The 17,164-nt window shown below is 52.6% G+C and carries 18 protein-coding genes; 11 read left to right on the forward strand and 7 right to left on the reverse strand.

The features are described from left to right. Nucleotides 1–2 precede the first annotated feature (2 nt). The 3 genes from R2K28_RS16765 to R2K28_RS16775 are packed head-to-tail and all read right to left on the reverse strand — an operon-like array spanning nt 3 to nt 2,373. Entirely contained in the window at nt 3–1,337 is a 1,335-nt protein-coding gene (locus R2K28_RS16765; RefSeq protein WP_316366249.1) for a TolC family protein, read from the reverse strand. Between the two features lie 3 nt (nt 1,338–1,340). Continuing rightward, nucleotides 1,341–1,880 carry a thioredoxin family protein gene (locus R2K28_RS16770; RefSeq protein ID WP_316366251.1) on the reverse strand — a complete coding sequence of 180 codons (540 nt, stop codon included), beginning with the start codon at nt 1,878–1,880 and terminating at the stop codon, nt 1,341–1,343. Nucleotides 1,881–1,890: 10 nt separating this feature from the next. After that, complete coding sequence (locus R2K28_RS16775) at nt 1,891–2,373, reverse strand: peroxiredoxin family protein (RefSeq protein ID WP_316366253.1); 483 nt, start codon at nt 2,371–2,373, stop codon at nt 1,891–1,893. A 399-nt stretch (nt 2,374–2,772) separates the two neighbouring features. Between R2K28_RS16775 and R2K28_RS16780 the strand changes: the two genes are divergently transcribed. Continuing rightward, complete coding sequence (locus R2K28_RS16780; RefSeq protein ID WP_316366255.1) at nt 2,773–4,383, forward strand: hypothetical protein; 1,611 nt, start codon at nt 2,773–2,775, stop codon at nt 4,381–4,383. Between the two features lie 15 nt (nt 4,384–4,398). Here R2K28_RS16780 and R2K28_RS16785 read toward each other — a convergent pair whose 3' ends face one another. Both R2K28_RS16785 and R2K28_RS16790 read right to left on the reverse strand, forming a co-directional pair. Continuing rightward, nucleotides 4,399–6,027: a hypothetical protein gene (locus R2K28_RS16785; protein ID WP_316366257.1), complete on the reverse strand. Its 1,629-nt coding sequence runs from the start codon at nt 6,025–6,027 to the stop codon at nt 4,399–4,401. 157 nt (nt 6,028–6,184) lie between these two features. After that, nucleotides 6,185–7,417, reverse strand: a complete 1,233-nt coding sequence (locus R2K28_RS16790; protein ID WP_316366258.1) for a virulence factor BrkB family protein — start codon at nt 7,415–7,417, stop codon at nt 6,185–6,187. A gap of 166 nt (nt 7,418–7,583) precedes the next feature. Between R2K28_RS16790 and arsC the strand changes: the two genes are divergently transcribed. From arsC to R2K28_RS16810, 4 genes are all read left to right on the forward strand, one after another. Next, nucleotides 7,584–7,931, forward strand: a complete 348-nt coding sequence (arsC, locus tag R2K28_RS16795) for an arsenate reductase (glutaredoxin) (RefSeq protein ID WP_116445821.1) — start codon at nt 7,584–7,586, stop codon at nt 7,929–7,931. Nucleotides 7,932–7,982: 51 nt separating this feature from the next. Next, complete coding sequence (wrbA, locus tag R2K28_RS16800) at nt 7,983–8,576, forward strand: NAD(P)H:quinone oxidoreductase (RefSeq protein WP_316366259.1); 594 nt, start codon at nt 7,983–7,985, stop codon at nt 8,574–8,576. A 15-nt stretch (nt 8,577–8,591) separates the two neighbouring features. Next, nucleotides 8,592–9,272 (forward strand): DnaA regulatory inactivator Hda, encoded by a 681-nt coding sequence (gene hda / locus R2K28_RS16805; protein WP_316366261.1) that lies wholly within the window; start codon nt 8,592–8,594, stop codon nt 9,270–9,272. Nucleotides 9,273–9,373: 101 nt separating this feature from the next. Further along, a complete protein-coding gene (locus R2K28_RS16810; protein WP_316366263.1) occupies nt 9,374–9,694 on the forward strand; it encodes a BolA/IbaG family iron-sulfur metabolism protein in 321 nt (106 codons plus the stop codon). A gap of 117 nt (nt 9,695–9,811) precedes the next feature. Here R2K28_RS16810 and R2K28_RS16815 read toward each other — a convergent pair whose 3' ends face one another. Further along, nucleotides 9,812–11,167, reverse strand: coding sequence for an alanine/glycine:cation symporter family protein (locus R2K28_RS16815; RefSeq protein ID WP_316366264.1), 1,356 nt, complete (start codon nt 11,165–11,167; stop codon nt 9,812–9,814). 204 nt (nt 11,168–11,371) lie between these two features. Between R2K28_RS16815 and R2K28_RS16820 the strand changes: the two genes are divergently transcribed. From R2K28_RS16820 to R2K28_RS16845, 6 genes are all read left to right on the forward strand, one after another. Then, nucleotides 11,372–11,737, forward strand: a complete 366-nt coding sequence (locus R2K28_RS16820) for a cell division protein BolA (protein ID WP_316366265.1) — start codon at nt 11,372–11,374, stop codon at nt 11,735–11,737. A gap of 73 nt (nt 11,738–11,810) precedes the next feature. Then, on the forward strand, nt 11,811–12,608 hold the full coding sequence (locus tag R2K28_RS16825) for a TRAP transporter TatT component family protein (RefSeq protein WP_316366266.1): 798 nt from the start codon (nt 11,811–11,813) through the stop codon (nt 12,606–12,608). A gap of 169 nt (nt 12,609–12,777) precedes the next feature. Then, nucleotides 12,778–13,782, forward strand: coding sequence for a TRAP transporter substrate-binding protein (locus R2K28_RS16830; RefSeq protein ID WP_316366267.1), 1,005 nt, complete (start codon nt 12,778–12,780; stop codon nt 13,780–13,782). A 196-nt stretch (nt 13,783–13,978) separates the two neighbouring features. After that, entirely contained in the window at nt 13,979–14,281 is a 303-nt protein-coding gene (locus R2K28_RS16835) for a cupin domain-containing protein (protein ID WP_116447082.1), read from the forward strand. A 66-nt stretch (nt 14,282–14,347) separates the two neighbouring features. Further along, complete coding sequence (locus tag R2K28_RS16840) at nt 14,348–14,836, forward strand: TRAP transporter small permease (protein ID WP_116447083.1); 489 nt, start codon at nt 14,348–14,350, stop codon at nt 14,834–14,836. Next, on the forward strand, nt 14,833–16,107 hold the full coding sequence (locus R2K28_RS16845) for a TRAP transporter large permease (protein WP_316366270.1): 1,275 nt from the start codon (nt 14,833–14,835) through the stop codon (nt 16,105–16,107). Before R2K28_RS16840 ends, R2K28_RS16845 begins: the two co-directional genes overlap by 4 nt. On the opposite strand, the gene R2K28_RS16850 is transcribed toward R2K28_RS16845, so the two are convergent. Continuing rightward, complete coding sequence (locus R2K28_RS16850; RefSeq protein WP_316366271.1) at nt 16,065–16,973, reverse strand: DMT family transporter; 909 nt, start codon at nt 16,971–16,973, stop codon at nt 16,065–16,067. The two genes, R2K28_RS16845 and R2K28_RS16850, sit on opposite strands and share 43 nt — an antisense overlap. Between the last annotated feature and the right edge of the window lie 191 nt (nt 16,974–17,164).

Raw genomic sequence — 17,164 nt, forward strand, 5'->3', positions numbered from 1 at the left:
CATCATTCATTCTTATGTTCAGGCGACGACAACAGATCACCCGTAAGTGCCTTGATACGGGCATGGGTCAACTGGATCTGATAATCATTTCTCGCCCGTTGCAGTTGAACATCGGCGATCTGGGACATGGAGTCGCCCAGATCCGCGGCCATATCCAGTTCGTAGAGGGTACGGCTGCGATCCAGGTAGAGATCTCGAAAGTCACCTGTCACCAGCAATCCCTCGCGTTCGACTTTCAACCTATCCAGCTCCATCCAATAGTCCAGCAGTTGTTGCCGCAGCTTGAGTTCATAAGCTGCCAATTCGGCCTGTTTCCTGTTCACAATGGCACGCTGTTCTGCAATACCAGACATAACCCGGTTACCTTGATAGAGCGGCAGTTCGAAGACAAGGGCGGCGGTCAATGGGTTGCGACCGCCCAACTCACGTTGATAGGTAGCAGCCTGCAACTCTGCACGCAATACCGGATTGTCTTCGGCCTCACTCGCCTGGAGCTGTTTCTTCGCCGCATGCAGCTCAGCCTGCAGGAGCTTTCGTTTAGGGTTCTCACGCAACGCCTTCTCAACCAGCTCCTCTATCTCCGGCAGCTCTGCCAATGGTTCAAACTGCGGCGACTCCAGTTCGGCGGGAAGATCCAGTGGACGATTCAAGCTGATCGCCAATTGCGAACGGGTGATGCGTTGCCTGTTGCGACTTGCCGTCATCCTACGCAGTGCCTGCTGATAGGTCGCTTCGAGCTCCAGCATGTCCACATCCGATACCTTTCCCAACTCATTCCTTGTTCGCGCCCTGTCGAAACGTATGTAGTCGATGGAGAGTGCTTCGTTATCTCTTGCAAACTCGAGATCGGCCAGCAGCACGTCGAAGAAGCGTGCCATCACGTTCAACCTGCGCTGCTGCCTGACTTGGAGCAATTGCCATTGCCGGGATGCCAGTCCAGCCTCAGCCGCCTCCAGGGCATGACTGGTACGCCCGAAATCATACAGTCGTTTACTTAGATTGAGCCGGGCCAGACTGTCGTTTCGCGAGTCGTATACCGCTATCTCTGACGGCTCTATGACCCGCAGCTCCGCAGTCAGGGAGAGACGCATGTCATCATCCGCCTCTGCCTGTTCACTCAACGCCCGGGCTTGGGCCAGATCGGCTTCTGCCAGACTTCGCTCGGGATGTGCATGATCAGCCAATCCCAGGGCATACTCCAGTGTCAATGGCGAGGGAAGCGGCTCCTCGGCGCAAACCGGTTGGGATTGCAACAGGAAAGCCATAAGCAGCAACAGGGCAACCTGCCGTATATCCAGCGAAAGGACCTCCCTATTCACTATTCTGTGAAATGACATTGCCTATTTTTCTTGGCGCAGCGCCCTTCTTTTTTCTCGTTTGTAGCGTGAAAAATTGGTCGACTTGTAGTGATCATCAACGACAAATTCCCCCAGCCAAAGAAACTCCTGGGGATCATTAGTCGCACCGGTAAAGCGGGTTATCATCTTTCCATCCAGATCGAAAAAACCAAACACCGGGGTTGCACGGACCCTATATTGCCTGAAGGCGAAATCCTTCTCCTTCATGGTGTTGCCTTGAAAGTCAGCGATCTCGACGTCACCTTCTATATCCACCGTGTAGATCAGAAAGTGTTGTCTGAAATAGTCTTGAACCTCCACCTGGTTCAGCACCCGGGTCTTCATCCGATGGCAGAATGGGCACTCATCCATTTCAAACATGATCAGCACACCCTTTTTCCCCTCTTCCTTCGCCACCTCCAGTTCGTCGTTAAAATTGCCTAACGACTGGTCGAAAAAATATTCACCCGGATCCCGGGTTGCAGCTGTGATATCACCAATCAGCAGGAACAGGCAGGCAGTTAGCAGTAGATAGCGTGACATGGATCACTCCTTACTCGCGCATTGCATCGATAAAGCCCTCGATATCTTCCATGGTCAATGGCCCCACCTGACGGGCAACCAACTCACCTTCGGGATTGACCAGGAAGGAGGTAGGCAGCCCAGGCACTCGTCCCAGCTCGGTACGTGCAGCCGGTTCGGCGATGAGAATGGGATAGCTGAGAAATTGCTCGTCGACAAACGCCTTTAAGCGGGGTTTTTCGATACGTTCCATCGCAACACCCAATACGACAGCATCTGTATCTTTATGATTATTATGAAATACTTCCAGTTCTGGCAATTCCTCACGGCAGGGGGGACACCAGGTCGCCCAATAGTTCACCAACACCCATTTACCCCGATAATCAGAGAGACGATAGCGTTTACCGTCCAGTCCCAGCAGGTCGAAATCCACTGTCTCCGCTGCAGCCATGACCGAATAAAGCGCTAACGCCATGATACATAACGCGCGCAGCAACGGACTCACATGGGACATATTTCTCTCCATTCTCTGTAGACAACAGGTTAATTCGTAATTCATTCTTTGACCGGACAACCAGGCCCGGGCACTAGATGCGTGACTAGGCAGATTCCTCTGACCCGCATTTTCGGGGTTAATTCCCAACAGTGCAATTCATGGAAACCACTATGCCTGGGTGTTATCTTCAACCAGTCAGATCAGCTTATAATCCAGTCTTCGCTCAGATGAAACCAATCTTATACCATTCTCAACTAGCACAAAAATCATTATCTTACTGTATTTATTATAAAAATTAGAAGCTTGAATTGGTGCAGCCTGAACACCGGGGGGGATGAAACTGTGCTGTGCCTTAATCAGGATGATATAGTGGGTAATTGAGCAAGGGCTAGAAGGAACAAGCTTTTTTAGGTCACCATGTTTGATTTTTTCTCCCACAGGAGCACACCCCCATCTCAGGTACTCTTCTATGTACCGCAAGCGGATCCATTTGAGAATCCGTTGGTGGAAACCGACCCCGCCCTGCTTGGACAATGGGCGACAGCGCTACCCTTTGCCGACCAAACCCAGCTGGCGGAGACAGTTATCACCAGCCTAAGCCGGCTCAACCGCTATCCCGGCCAAGTCAAGAAGCGCCAGGAGCTGATGGAGATCTACACCACCCCCTGTGCGAGATTGATTCATGGCCAAGCAAAACGTAAATCTGAAGCCCCGCTACACCTGATACGCAAAGTGCTGCTGGAGATGGCATACGGGTACAGCCATATCGCCAATGATTGCATCAGCAACAAGGCGAATAGAAAAACACTGCAGCGTCTCAACCATGCGATCTATTATGCAATCAAATATTTCATCTACGAGTATATTCTGGCATGCGAAGATTTTGACTGCAGGAGTGGAAGGGTCTATCGGGATGTAACACGCCTGATGACCTATGCAGAAGAGCAAAAGATTCATAAAAATCAAATCGAGGATGCGGATCAGGCGGAACCGGAATACGCAACAATCATCCACCAGTACAATCGCTTTATCCTGTTGCTGCTGCTCGATCCCTGTCATCTGCAAGAGGGTGAACCCCGGTTGTGTTTCGAGTATCTCAACACCTTGGCTGGAAATGCCCTTCTCACAGCCCCCAGCCCGCACACTGATATCACCGGGCACTATGTCATCGACCGGCTGGGGGAGGTATCACCCTATCTGTTCTACCCTGAGTGTCTGGAAAATTTGAATCAACCCCGCTTCACCCTGTTCGATCTCAGCCCCGTCAGCAAGTTGCTGCATCAGAAGCTCAGACATATGGAACGATCTGAAGAGGGAAAACCCCAGGCGATCATGAAATTGACCATGCAGGAAGCCACGAACCTGCTGGCACGGATGTTGAAATCCTGGCATATCCGTCTCAAGCGTGACAGTGAACGTCATCCCACCTCGGGACAGGTCATGTTATGGGTCGGGGTAGACGCGATATTCACCTATCTCAGCGGTCACAGTGTCTCTTCTCAATCCCCAGAGGATGAGATCGACATGACTCAGTTGGGACGCATTCAACAGGAAAAATCAAACAGCAGTTATCAATTCACGGCTATACGCACCAATCAAAGCCGCTCTGGGGTGGCACTCAAGATCGCTAAAAACAGTATCAATACACCATTGGTCGGTGAATTGGTCCTATTTTCCACGCATCAGCAACGCCAGGAAAATGAGTGGAAAATCGGCATCGTAAAGCGTGTATTAAATTCAAATGGAGATTTGTTGGACATCGGCGTACAGTTTATTCTCGGAAAGGTCGAACCCATTACCTTGCGTCTGACCAATCAACAACAATCGTCGACACCGCTGAAAGATCGAGCCGGGATCTTTATCGATCAGGGTCATACTCATCGTAGTTCACTTATCGTGCCGAAAAACTTCTTCGTCATCGGCAATGAATACCGCGTTGAGGAGATGGTTCCTGCACCTAGCGTCATCCCCCTGCAGCTACTGGAGACAACCTCCAGATTCGAGCGATACCGAATCAAGAACGCTTAAACCCGGTCAAGGATATCAGCCGGAAACGGTAAAGCTAAACGGCCCAAATACATCATCGGCGACTTTATATTTTATATTCCAATTACCATTGGCCAGATTGGGATTTTGCAGAACGCTGACATGACTACCTGTTAATGATGTAAATTGTCTGGGCGATGCCTCTGTCCAAACCGATGGTTCACTATCACCCTCGAACCACAACTTTGTTTCGATCTCAAGATTCGGCCAAAGATCATTCATGGTCACCAGCAACATATTACCACTGGCGTTATCCACACTATTGGTAACGGCGATTGTAGGTCGTTGTTGATTAGCCCAATATTCTATGTTGTAGATCAGGTTCGTATCCCCGTAGATATTCATCCACATTGGATAATCGAAACCCGACAGAAATGCCGGATCAACAACATAGCCATCCCTTCCGGCATCCACTTTAAGCACCGACCTCCACAACCGTATAAAGTTGGTGAAATCCCCCAGATCCCTGATTCTAGTGAGCTCAGGAACCGCCGCCCTGATGGCTGCATTCCTCTGAAATGCATTCCAGAAGCGGCTCACAATAAAGTAATGACCCAGTGAACTGGGGTGAAAGCGATCATGGGAAAGCAGACCTAATCTTGCCACTTGAAAATAGCTGGTATCGATTGAGACATCCGCCAACGCTTGACACTCGGCATCCAAAACCCGCCAGTTGTCGAGCCTCTCCTGCATCTCCGGTGAAATCAACTTGTCGAGCTCGGTAGGCTCGGAGGTGAACAAGCCATCCTCCCCGGGCATTCCCGAGGTCTGGTGCATAAATGGTATGCAATACTTCTTCTTGATATTTTCTACTGCAACCTGGCTATGCTTTTCCTCATCGTAGGGCACCAACCTGGAATAGAGGATCAGCGCACCTGGGTTGTTGGTTCTAAAGTAGGCGTAGAGCGCCTGGGCATCTGCAATCAACTCTGCTTGCGATCGATTTCCAAGTGAGAGTACGGCGTCATTAATCCCCAGTTCCACGATGATCACATCAGGATCACTAGCACTTGTCAGCTCCGCCCGGGTCTCTCCGGTCAAGGTATCGGTTTGGGTCATAGCCAAGTGATGGGTCAGGGCGCCAGCCCCGGTATGAAAGAAATCAACCTTAAGACCTTCTGACTTGAATGCGTCATCGATGAGATCAACCCATGTCTGGCGCCATGGAAAGACTGTCTCGCTGGCGCCTATGACAGCAAATTTGACAGTCTCATTTGCAGCGAGTGACTGCTTCAAGTTTGCCACATCGTCGCTCAACTGTTGCGCGATCATGGTTAACTTATCCAGGGAACGCTCGATCTCCAAAGGGGCATAATCGGGCTGGCTTTGCAGATCCGTCAATTGCAACAGATCGACCTCACGCCTGATATGCAACGCTTCATCACTGGGCAAGGGGCCGCTAATACCCGGGTACTCAAGCACGCCACCTGGATTGTTCTGCTGATCCGCATTCAGAGTGAGCGTGTAGTCAACACCCAGGGTCAAGACCTCTTCGATACCTACTCTGGTAATCCTGGTGACTCTGAGTTGCCCACTATCAAACAGGGTCATGGAAAACGGAAATGTGGTGCTGACTCCGTCCCCATAGAATGGGCCTTCTTCACTGATAATTGTGTGTACAGTCATGGAACATATCATCCATTGATTTAATATGCGTGCTGCATGCCCGCCAAAACATTACAAACCAGGGCAATATAGTTGGCGCAGATACATACAGCCATAGTGAATCGCAACCTACCTTCAGCTCACACTATAGGAGAGTTGATCCCTTATTGAAAGATCGTTATAACAACTCATCCAGAGGTAAATCCATTGTTTTTTGCAAGTCCCTATTTATCTTTGCAATCAAAGTATTCAATGCGTCCGGGGCAACTTTTACCTGCCCTTCATCCGGTAACACATAGGCATCGGAGTTGTATAACTCAGCCAGTGTTACCTGCCTAAGGTCTCGAGCCAACACCCAACCCTTATCATCTGTCTGCAGGACAAGTCGGGCACGCAACAATGATGAAAGTATGGAATCGAGTTGCTCTTCGGTTGAGTGCTGCAGTTGTGCCTGTAACTGACGGGTGGTGATTGACACCCCCCGTTGCTGGGATGCACGCAGCAGTTGCAGCATATTCACCGCAAGCAATAGCCTGTCCCCACGCTGCTGCATGCTCTCACGCCAATTAAAACGGTAGATACCCAGGCAGTAGGTGAACTCCGCACCCAACAGGGTCACCAACCAAGATAGATAGATCCAGATAAGAAAGATAGGTATAACCGCAAGCGTCCCATAGATCGCCTCATAGGTTGGAAAGGTCGTGATATAGAGAGCGAATCCCCTTTTTGTAGCCTCGAACAGGAGCGCCGCGATAACACCGCCGGCAAGGGCATGGCGCAGCATCACCGATCGATTGGGAACCAGGGCGTATAACAGGGTGAAGGCAAGCGCCGAGATCATGATCGGCATCATACTCAATAACCGTGAACTCACCATGACCACTGTTTCAGCCTCACTGAAGAAGGGAATGGATACCAGGTAGGAGGTCACACCCACACTGATCGCGATCAATATGGGTCCCAGGGAGAGGATTGCCCAATAAACAGTAAATGTGGCGAGTGGTGAACGTTTTCGTCGCACATGCCATATGGTATTGAACGCCTTGTCGATATTACTCATCAACAGGAGCGCCACAAGGATCAGAAACAGAAATCCCACCCCACTGAGTTGTGCCGCCTTTTGACTGAAATTTTTCAGGTGCTGCTGGACGGCCTCACCGGCTGCGGGGACAAAATTCTGAAACAGGAAGTTTTCGATCTGATCCGAGATCCGGTCAGAGACGGGGAATATGGAAAGCAGCGCCAGCATCACCGTCATCAAGGGTACCAGTGAAAGAAGCGTGGTAAAGGTCAATGCAGCCACATGTTTGATACCCCCATCGTGACTGAAATGGTGCAGCCACAAGCGCAGGAAGGCGTTGACATGCTGGATTGCCGGGATACCCCTTTTGCCAACATCATTCTGGTTCATCACTGAAATCCATGTTTTTTCAATATTGATTCATCAGAACCGCTTGTGGAGCCATTCTCTCTGTATGGATACAATGACGGCAAATTAAGTTTGAGGCAATCCGCCATCTCAATCTATTTGTACTTATAGGAAGAGTGTCAACTCTCCTAGCAGAGGGGAATCGTTTATGAGCATTGAAATCTACCACAATCCGCGCTGCAGCAAGTCCAGGCAGACCCTGCAGCTATTACAGGATAAGGGCATCGATCCCGATGTGGTCGAATATCTGAAAACGCCACCGGATAAGGCCACCCTGGAGCAAATCCTCGATATGCTGGGCTTGGAACCCCGTGAGTTAATGCGTAAAAAGGAGCAGGAGTATAAGGCCCTGCAACTGGATGATCCGGCGCTCACCCGGGATCAGCTTATGCAGGCGATGATCGCCAATCCGAAATTGATTGAACGCCCGATTGTCATTCAAAACGGCAAGGCTGCAATCGGCAGGCCCCCTGAAAAGGTCCTGGATATTCTGTAAACAGGCCCCCTCTGAAGGCCGGCCAATCGTATACAACAACAGGTAGCTGCTATGCCAGAAGTGTTGATTCTCTACTACAGTCACTACGGCGCCACCGCTGAAATGGCCCGTACCATTGCCCGGGGTGTGGAGGAGGTGGCTGGGGTAAGCGCCAAACTGCGCACCGTGCCCGAGGTCTCCCCATGCTGCGAGGCCACCGAGGAGACCATTCCGGACAGTGGGGCACCTTATGTCAGCGAGGTCGATCTGCGTGATTGCGACGGCCTGATTCTGGGCAGTCCAACCCGCTTCGGGAATATGGCCGCCCCAATGAAACACTTCCTCGACACCACCAGCCAACTCTGGGTTGGTGGCGTCCTGATCGATAAACCCGCATCCGTCTTCACCTCCACATCCAGCCTGCACGGCGGACAGGAGAGTACCCTGCTGTCGATGATGATCCCCTTGCTGCACCATGGCATGCTGATACAGGGCGTGCCCTACAGTGAAACCGCGCTGTTGCATACCAAGAGCGGCGGCACACCCTATGGAGCCAGCCATCTGGCCGGCGGTGATAGCAAACTGCCGGTGACTGATGAAGAGAAACGTATCTGCAAGACCCAGGGCAGACGTATGGCTGAGACCGTGAAACGCCTCGAACCCTGATCCTGTAGTCGAGCCATGCCGATCCAGTTGCCACTCAGCCTCAGCATCCGCCCCAGTGTTGATTTCTCCACTTTCATATGCGGACGAAATGGCGAGGCGATATCCCGCCTGCGTAGCGGCGCAGATCCCTTTATCTATTTGTGGGGGACATCAGGCAGTGGCAAGAGTCATCTCCTCCAGGCCTGTTGTCACCAGTCGCAACAGGAACAGGGTCAACCCGCCTACCTGCCTTTCAAGTCGGAACACGGCTTGGAGCCAGCCATGCTGGAGGGGCTTGAGGCGTTCTCCCTGGTCTGCCTCGATGACCTGGAGGTTCTAGCGGGCAAACAGGATTGGGAATTGGCAATTTTCAATCTCTACAATCAACTGCGTGAGGCGGGGGCAAAACTGATCGTTGCCTGTGACCGCCCCCCCGCAAAACTGCCGCTGCAACTCGCAGATCTCGGGTCAAGGTTGACCTGGGGACCCTGTTATCAACTGTTTCCATTGAATGATGAGGAGCGCCTGGAACTGCTGATCAGCAGCGCTGAACGAAGAGGCATGAGCATGAGTGCGGAGATTGCCAGTTTTCTGCTGCAACGCACCCCCCGGGATATCCACTTTCTAATCCTGCTCATTGAGCGGCTCGACCAGGCATCCCTAGCCGCACAAAGGCGGCTGACCATACCATTTGTGCGTGAAATCCTGAAACTGTGAAGGATTATACTAGGACCTGTTAACACTATTCCAATACGCCCCGAAGGAAGTGCCCTTGGGGTACACCCTGCTGGGGCTGTTTATCGATCGGAGGCAGTGACATGACAACCATCCAGGAGTCTATTCAACAGAAGCTTGAGTCCGCTTTCTCGCCACTCCATCTGGAGGTGATCAACGAGAGCCATATGCACAATGTTGCGGAGGGATCGGAATCCCATTTCAAGGTTGTTCTCGTCAGTGACGCCTTCAAAGGCGAGAGACTTATCAGTCGCCACCGTCAGGTGAACAAGGTTTTGGCCGCAGAGTTACAAGGGGGTGTGCATGCCCTCGCCCTCCACACCCTGACCCCTGAAGACTGGTTCGATCAGGGGGGAAAGACGCCTGATTCACCACCCTGTCTTGGTGGTTCAAAACAGGATTAGAGCGGAATCGCGTTTCGTTAAGCGGAATGGCTCCATCGGTTGCGAAATACAACACCAATGATCTTCAGATTGTGGTGCGGCTTGCCGCACCACAATCATTGGATCAGGGCTGTTGTGTCATTTCGCTGAGGAAGCGAAATAATCCCTGGTCAACTTGAATACCACCGGACTCAACAACAACAGAGCGATCAGATTGGGTATCGCCATCAGGGCATTCAGGGTATCCGCCACCAGCCAGACGAAACTGAGGAACTCCTGAGCCACTGCCCCAAGTGGAATCATCACTATCCAGGCAACCCGGAAGGGGGTGATCGAACGAACCCCAAACAGGTACTCTACGCAGCGCTCCCCATACACGCTCCATCCCAGGATGGTGGTGAAAGCGAACACAGCCAATCCAAGAGAGACCACGTAACTACCGATCCCGGGCAAGGCGGTTTCGAACGCCAGAGAGGAGAGGGCAGAGCTGGTCTCACCACTGGTCCAGGCACCGGTCACCACGATGGCCAGGCCGGTGATGGAACAGACTATCAAAGTATCGATGAAGGTGCCGAGCATAGCCACCGTGCCCTGGCGTACCGGATTGTCGGTCGCCGCAGCTGCGTGGGCGATGGGGGCGCTGCCCAGACCCGCCTCGTTGGAAAAAATTCCCCTGGCCACGCCGAACTGGATGGTAAGCCAGACGGCGGCACCGGCAAACCCGCCCGTGGCGGCGGTCGGGGTGAAGGCTTCGCTGACGATCAGCACCAGGGCATTGGGTATGTCACCGGCATAGAGCGCCAGCACCACAAATCCGGAAAGCAGGTAGGCCACCGCCATGAACGGCACCAGCTTACCGGCCACTTCGGCGATACGACGGATACCGCCGATCAATACCAGTGCGGCCAGAACCGCCATTACCAGGCCTGTCACCCAGGGCGCGATCTGCAATCCGTCGTTGGCCGACAAGGCGTTGGCCACCGAGTTGGCCTGCACCGTATTACCGATGCCAAATCCCGCCAGGGCGCCAAAGATGGCGAACAGGGTACCCAACCAGGCCCATTTGGCATCCAGGCCGTTCTTGATGTAGTACATGGGGCCGCCCACATGATTACCGTTTTCGTCCACCTCACGATAGCGTACCGCCAGCACCGCCTCGGCGTATTTGGTGGCCATGCCGACCAGGGCGGTACACCACATCCAGAAGATGGCCCCCGGCCCGCCAATCGCGATCGCTGTCGCCACACCCGCGATGTTGCCGGTACCGATGGTTGCGGAGAGTGACGTCATCAGGGCATTGAACGGGCTGATCTCACCCTCACCCTGCCCCTCTCGACCCCGCCACAACATGCGAAAACCGTAGTTCAATCTGGCCAATGGCATCAGTTTCAGACCAATCATGAGAAACAGTCCGGTGCCCAAGATCAGCACCAGCATCAGCGGTCCCCAAACGATCCCATTCACCCAGTCAATCAGCTTTGTTACATTGTCCACCCTTCACACCCCCCTCTCTATTTGTCATGGACTTCAGAGAATTATATCCGTTTGCCCACACTGTTCCGTTAACGGCCCCACTATACACACCCCAGGTATCTGAATTCAAAAAGAAATTCTGATTAATGGAAACTCCCTATTGAGATCCTGCGAGTTGCCGGTTAATCTCAACATCTTCAACACAACTCAATTTGGATCCTACCCATGTCAGTCTGTAAAAGTCTAAAAGGGTACACCCGGAAACATGAACGTCTGGCGGATCTCTTTTCCCTGCTCGCAGTAGCGCTCTTATTCGGCACCCTCTACATTGTTTTGGCCTACCATACACCAATCGTCGGCTGGTTGAAGAAAGATGCCGTTATCCATGTGCCTATCGCCATCGCCCTGCTAGTGTTTGATATCTTTATCATGTACTTGTGCCTGAATATCGGTGCGACCCGTTATGATGATGAGGAGGATGAGAGCTGCTTCCATACCTTCAAGGGGCGCCGTAGCGGAAGCGGATCTATCGGTGTCATGTTCAGTAACTGGCTGCATCATATGGAGCAAGTGGGTAAAAAACACCGCTGACATGCCCCCCCGCGCGCACCGAATCTTCAACTCTCCCGTTATAGTGCTCGTTCTCTGCGCACTGGTTTCATCGATGAATAGTGGCTGTGTCTCCATGGCCACTGACCGGCTGGCCTCAAACCTCTCCAATGCGATGCTGAATCAGACAGATCCGGACCTAGTGCGCCAGGGTGCACCCGCCTATCTGTTGCTCCTCGATTCACTCATTGAAGAGAGTCCAGATGACCAACAGTTGTTATATGCCGGTGCCAAACTTTACAGCGCATACGCCGGCGGGTTGGTGACAAATCCCCAGCGGCAGAAAGGTCTTACCCAAAAGGCCCTGGATTACGCCGGGCGCGGGGTATGCCGAACAAGACCCGGCATCTGTGAAAAGAGATCGGAGCCTTTCGATGAATTTACCGCGGTCATTCAAGCAACGAACGCCGGGGATCTGCAGGGACTCTATCTCTATGCCACGAGCTGGGCGGGCTGGATCCAGGCCCGTAGCGATGACTGGAACGCGATTGCCGACCTGGCAAAGGCCGAGGTCATGTTACAACGGGTGGTCTCCATCGACCCGGAATACGAGAAGGGTCGCGCGCAACTCTATCTGGGTGTGATCAAGAGCCAAATCCCTCCCGCACTAGGGGGTAAACCTGAAATTGGTCGTCAACACTTCGAACAGGCCATGAACTACTCCGCGGGAGAGGACCTAATTGTAAAACTGGAATTCGCTCGACACTATGCCCGCCTGGTTTTTGATAAAACCCTACACGATAGACTACTGAACGAGGTCATCGAGGCGGATCCGGTAAAACCGGGCCTCACCCTGACCAACATCATGGCCCAACGACAGGCCAGGCAGCTGCTTGAAGACGACTATTTTTGAGTTTCAGACACCGGCACTCACTCTCATATCCAGTAAATCAGGCACTTTGCGTCTATTTGCGGTCTGATAACGTACATTAAACTGTATCCAGATATAAACGGCGTTGTAAAAAAGGCCGTGTATATGCTGGATGCTGTTGAGACCACTAGATTGCGCTGAGGGGTACACCATGTTCCGCATCATGAGCACACTGCTGCTGCTACTTCTGCTAAGCCCGTCAAGCCAGGCAGCCACCACGTTGAAGATTGCCACCCTGGCTCCCGATGGCACCAATTGGATGAAACAGATGCGGGCGGCAGCGAAGCAGATTAAGCAGCAGACCGAGGGCAGAGTCAAAATCCGCTTCTATCCCGGCGGCGTGATGGGAAACGATAACAGTGTCCTGCGTAAGATCCGTATTGGACAACTGCATGGTGGCGCCCTAACAGGCGGTGGACTGAGTATTATCTACAAGGATGCCCATCTTTATACCCTCCCTTTCCAGTTCCGAAATCTTGAGGAGGTGGATGCGGTACGGCAGATAATGGATCCACAGATCTTGAAAGGCATTAAAAAACAGGGATATATCAGTTTCGGTCTGAGCGAAGGCGGCTTTGCCTATTTGCTCTCGAACTCACCTGTCACATCCACCAACAATATGAAGGAATTAAGGATCTGGATACCTGAAGGGGACCAGGTGAATGCATCCATGTTTCAGTCGCTGGGTATATCTCCAGTCCCCTTACCCCTGACCGATGTGCTAACCGGACTGCAGACCGGACTCATCGACACCATCGCCAGCGCCCCCATAGGAGCCATAGCCCTGCAGTGGCACACCCGGGTCAGTTATCTGACTCAGGTACCCCTCGCCTATCTCTACGCCACGCTGGTGTTAAAGGAGAAAACCTTCAATAAGCTGGAAAAAGGGGACCAATCCATACTAAAACAGATACTCGAAACCACATTTGATAAGATAGACCAGCAGAATCGCAAGGATAACGAGCAAGCCCTGCTCGCACTTAAAAAACAGGGGATCGAGTTTGTCAGTCCCAGCGCAAGCCAACAGCAGGCCTGGGAAACCCATGCGAACAGCACGATTCGAAAACTCAGTGATGAAAAGGTCTTCAGCAAACAGATGTTGAACAGGATGCAGTCGTTGATTCAACAACAGAGACAAGTGGCAGTGACCAAGTAGATACCCACCCGCCGCAGCGCTATTTGTTCTACACTAAGAGATCAGTCACCAAGAGCCCGATCAGCCTATGAAAAAACGTAACATCACCCATGATAGATGCTGCCTCCAAGCACGCGGTTCATAAATTCTATACAATTTGTCAGCATAGGCTGATAGTGATAGGCACCTGACCATCAACATAATGCAAACAACCAGCATGAATCTCTACAAACCGGATAAGGCAGTAGAAGAAAAGGAACGCTTCGATACATTATTGAAAAGTCCGAATGTCACTATTGAACGTATCCTCAGCCCCCCTGACACAGTCACTGAGGTATCGCAACAGCCCCATGACGAATGGATTTGTGTATTGCAAGGGAGCGCAAAACTGGAAATGGACAACCGGGAGATCACACTCTATCGGGGAGACAGTGTCCTGATACCGGCACATACCGCTCATAGGGTATTAACCACCAGCCATCAGCCCCACTGTATATGGCTGGCCATTCATATCTTGTAATCCGAATCCCCAATTAACATCTACATTAATCGAAAAACAGATCCCCACTGAGCATGATTTAGCACCATGTTATTCACTGTGAAACGTATCAAACAGTTGATACTGCTTTTCGAAGATAGCCTGATGGTAATCCTTCTGAGTGCCACGATCCTGCTTGCTGCCAGCCAAATCGTGTTGCGCAATCTGTTCGACAGCGGTCTGATCTGGGCCGACCCAACCCTGCGTATCATGGTTCTATGGCTTTCTCTGTTGGGGGCCATTGCCGCCACCAGGGAGGATCGCCATATCCGTATCGATCTTTTCTCCCATAGATTATCGAAACGGAGCCGTTCGGTTCTATCCATCATCAACAATCTCTTCAGTGCCATCATCTGTGGCATCATAACCTGGCACGCCATTCGCTTCGTCCACCTGGAGTGGCAGGATGGCGCCATACTTTTCGCCAGTCTGCCCGCCTGGCTGGGTGAGATCATCATACCCATTGGCTTTGGCGTTATGACAATGCGTTTTCTGTTCAACATACCCCTGCAACTGCTGCATAGGGGTAATGAATGATTATCGCACTGGGTCTGATCCTGCTGGCGCTGTTCGGTGCGCCACTCTTCACCATTATCGGTGCCAGTGCCCTCTGGGGCTTCTACCAAGCCGACATCGATCTATCGGTTGTGGTCATCGAGTTCTTTCGCCTGGCGGAGATGCCGGTGCTTTTGGCCATTCCTCTGTTTACCTTCGCTGGTTATCTGCTGAGTGAGAGCGGTGCTCCCCATCGCCTGGTAAGACTTACCCAGGCGCTGCTGGGTTGGATCCCCGGCGGCATGGCCTTTGTCGCCCTGGTTGCCTGCGCCCTGTTCACCGCATTCACCGGTGCTTCAGGCGTCACCATCGTGGCACTGGGCGCCCTGCTCTACCCCGCTCTGCGGGAGGCGGGATATGGACAGGGCTTCAGTCTCGGGCTGGTAACCACCTCCGGAAGCCTGGGGCTGCTGTTCGCACCGGCCCTGCCGTTGATCCTGTATGCAGTAGTTGCCCAGCAGCTGGGGATTGGCGGCTCCATTAGCGTGGATGAGATGTTCCTGGCAGGCCTGCTTCCCGGCCTGTTGATGCTGTTGATACTCGTTGCCTGGGCTCTCTGGTCGGGTCGAAAGCTGCCGCTGAACGAGTTTACTCTGGATGAGGCACAATCGGCCATACGTGAGGCTGCCTGGGAGATCCCGTTACCGATCATCCTGCTTGGCGGAATCTACAGCGGCTACTTTGCACTTTCCGAGGCCGCCGCGGTCACTGCGGTCTACGTGCTTATCGTAGAAGTCTTCATACACAGAGAGATCTCCCTCAAAAAGCTCCCGGAGGTGATGCGTGAGGCGATGTTGCTGGTAGGGGGGATCCTGGTCATATTCGGCCTCTCGATGGCATCCACCAACTACCTCATCGATGCGGATGTTCCAAGCCAACTCTTCGACTGGCTGCATGAGCGGGTCGAAGACCCGCTCACATTCCTGATACTGCTGAACCTGTTTCTGCTGGTACTCGGCACCATGCTCGATATCTTCTCGGCACTGGTTTTGATGGTCCCTCTACTGCTACCTGTCGCTATCGAGTACGGTATCGATCCGGTCCATCTCGGGATTATCTTTCTGGCAAACATGCAGATTGGGTACTTCACCCCGCCAGTGGGTATGAATCTTTTCATTGCCAGTTATCGCTTCGGCAAGCCGATCGCTGAAATCTACCGCGCCACCCTTCCCTGGTTTGTCCTGCTGTTTGGCGCAGTATTGATTATCACCTATTGGCCCACACTCTCACTCGCCTTGCTCGAGCGTAATTGAGCACTTATTCGACCACTCAATTCAAACCCGGCGAGTCCCAACATAATCAGTGCAGCGCCTGCCCATACCCGTAGGTCCACCTGTTCCGCGTTCAACCATTTCCCGGCCAACAGCGCGATAACCGGGGTCATCAGGGTTATCAGTGCCACCTTGGTCGTCTCCACATAACGCAATACGTAGAAATAGAGGGCAAAACCGAGCACCGAGCCAACCACCCCCAGATAGACAATGGATGTAAGCGCTCGCTGCTCGACCACCACGGGCCAGCTCTCGCCCTGTAGAAACCAACTCAACAGAAACAGAGGCACCGCCACCATCAATCCACCGGCAGTCACTACCAGACCATGCAGCTGGGCATCGATACGCTTTACCCAGACCGCGCTGGCTGAGTGAGTGACCACCGAAACCAAGACACCGCTCAATCCCAAGACGAAGCTCACACCAAGCTCCACCCCCACGGAAAAGATCGTCGCCAAACCCACCAGCGCAATCATTACCGCCAGGAAACGCTGCAGATCGAGACCAGGCTCCTGCAACCAGATCCGCGCCATCAGGCCGGTAAATATCGGGGATAGTCCGAATACCACCGAGATCCATCCCGAAGGTATAAATTGGGATGCCCAATAGACCGCCGTCATGGCAATGAAAATCCCCAGACCCGCAGCCAGATAGGTGTGTCGCGCACGTTTATGCCAGGCCAGGCGCTGACCGATCAGGCGCAGTACCAACAGCGCCAGGGTGACGCCGATCACCATCCGGCCGGTCACACCAAACAGATAGCCAACACCCTCACCGCTCCACTTGATGGCAAGCGGTGTGGTACCCCAGATCAGCACGATCCCAAGATAGGCGGCCGGTACGGACATTTAATTACCCCCTGTAACGAAAAAGGCCGCAGATGATGTCATCTGCGGCCTTGGAAAAACTCAATTAGGTGTTTGCTAACTTCGTATCAAACTCCCGGACGCAGATGCATAACCGACTGCCCATACAGGTAGGCGGAGGCGCTTAATCATCATCTTTGTCTGGTGGAAGTTGTGCATGCCTATGAGCATGC

This window comes from Candidatus Thiodiazotropha sp. CDECU1 (assembly GCF_963455295.1).
In the GTDB taxonomy this organism is placed as follows: Bacteria; Pseudomonadota; Gammaproteobacteria; order Chromatiales; family Chromatiaceae; genus Thiodiazotropha.

Bases quoted from the DNA above. Each gene is read 5' to 3' on its own strand.
- R2K28_RS16840 (WP_116447083.1), top strand. From the start codon at position 14,348: ATGTTATTCACTGTGAAACGTATCAAACAGTTGATACTGCTTTTCGAA.
- R2K28_RS16845 (WP_316366270.1), top strand. From the start codon at position 14,833: ATGATTATCGCACTGGGTCTGATCCTGCTGGCGCTGTTCGGTGCGCCA.
- R2K28_RS16830 (WP_316366267.1), top strand. From the start codon at position 12,778: ATGTTCCGCATCATGAGCACACTGCTGCTGCTACTTCTGCTAAGCCCG.
- R2K28_RS16820 (WP_316366265.1), top strand. From the start codon at position 11,372: ATGTCAGTCTGTAAAAGTCTAAAAGGGTACACCCGGAAACATGAACGT.
- R2K28_RS16790 (WP_316366258.1), bottom strand. From the start codon at position 7,417: ATGAACCAGAATGATGTTGGCAAAAGGGGTATCCCGGCAATCCAGCAT.
- R2K28_RS16785 (WP_316366257.1), bottom strand. From the start codon at position 6,027: ATGACTGTACACACAATTATCAGTGAAGAAGGCCCATTCTATGGGGAC.
- arsC (WP_116445821.1), top strand. From the start codon at position 7,584: ATGAGCATTGAAATCTACCACAATCCGCGCTGCAGCAAGTCCAGGCAG.
- R2K28_RS16825 (WP_316366266.1), top strand. From the start codon at position 11,811: ATGAATAGTGGCTGTGTCTCCATGGCCACTGACCGGCTGGCCTCAAAC.
- R2K28_RS16835 (WP_116447082.1), top strand. From the start codon at position 13,979: ATGAATCTCTACAAACCGGATAAGGCAGTAGAAGAAAAGGAACGCTTC.
- R2K28_RS16770 (WP_316366251.1), bottom strand. From the start codon at position 1,880: ATGTCACGCTATCTACTGCTAACTGCCTGCCTGTTCCTGCTGATTGGT.
- R2K28_RS16810 (WP_316366263.1), top strand. From the start codon at position 9,374: ATGACAACCATCCAGGAGTCTATTCAACAGAAGCTTGAGTCCGCTTTC.
- R2K28_RS16775 (WP_316366253.1), bottom strand. From the start codon at position 2,373: ATGTCCCATGTGAGTCCGTTGCTGCGCGCGTTATGTATCATGGCGTTA.
- R2K28_RS16780 (WP_316366255.1), top strand. From the start codon at position 2,773: ATGTTTGATTTTTTCTCCCACAGGAGCACACCCCCATCTCAGGTACTC.
- R2K28_RS16765 (WP_316366249.1), bottom strand. From the start codon at position 1,337: ATGTCATTTCACAGAATAGTGAATAGGGAGGTCCTTTCGCTGGATATA.
- R2K28_RS16850 (WP_316366271.1), bottom strand. From the start codon at position 16,973: ATGTCCGTACCGGCCGCCTATCTTGGGATCGTGCTGATCTGGGGTACC.
- wrbA (WP_316366259.1), top strand. From the start codon at position 7,983: ATGCCAGAAGTGTTGATTCTCTACTACAGTCACTACGGCGCCACCGCT.
- hda (WP_316366261.1), top strand. From the start codon at position 8,592: ATGCCGATCCAGTTGCCACTCAGCCTCAGCATCCGCCCCAGTGTTGAT.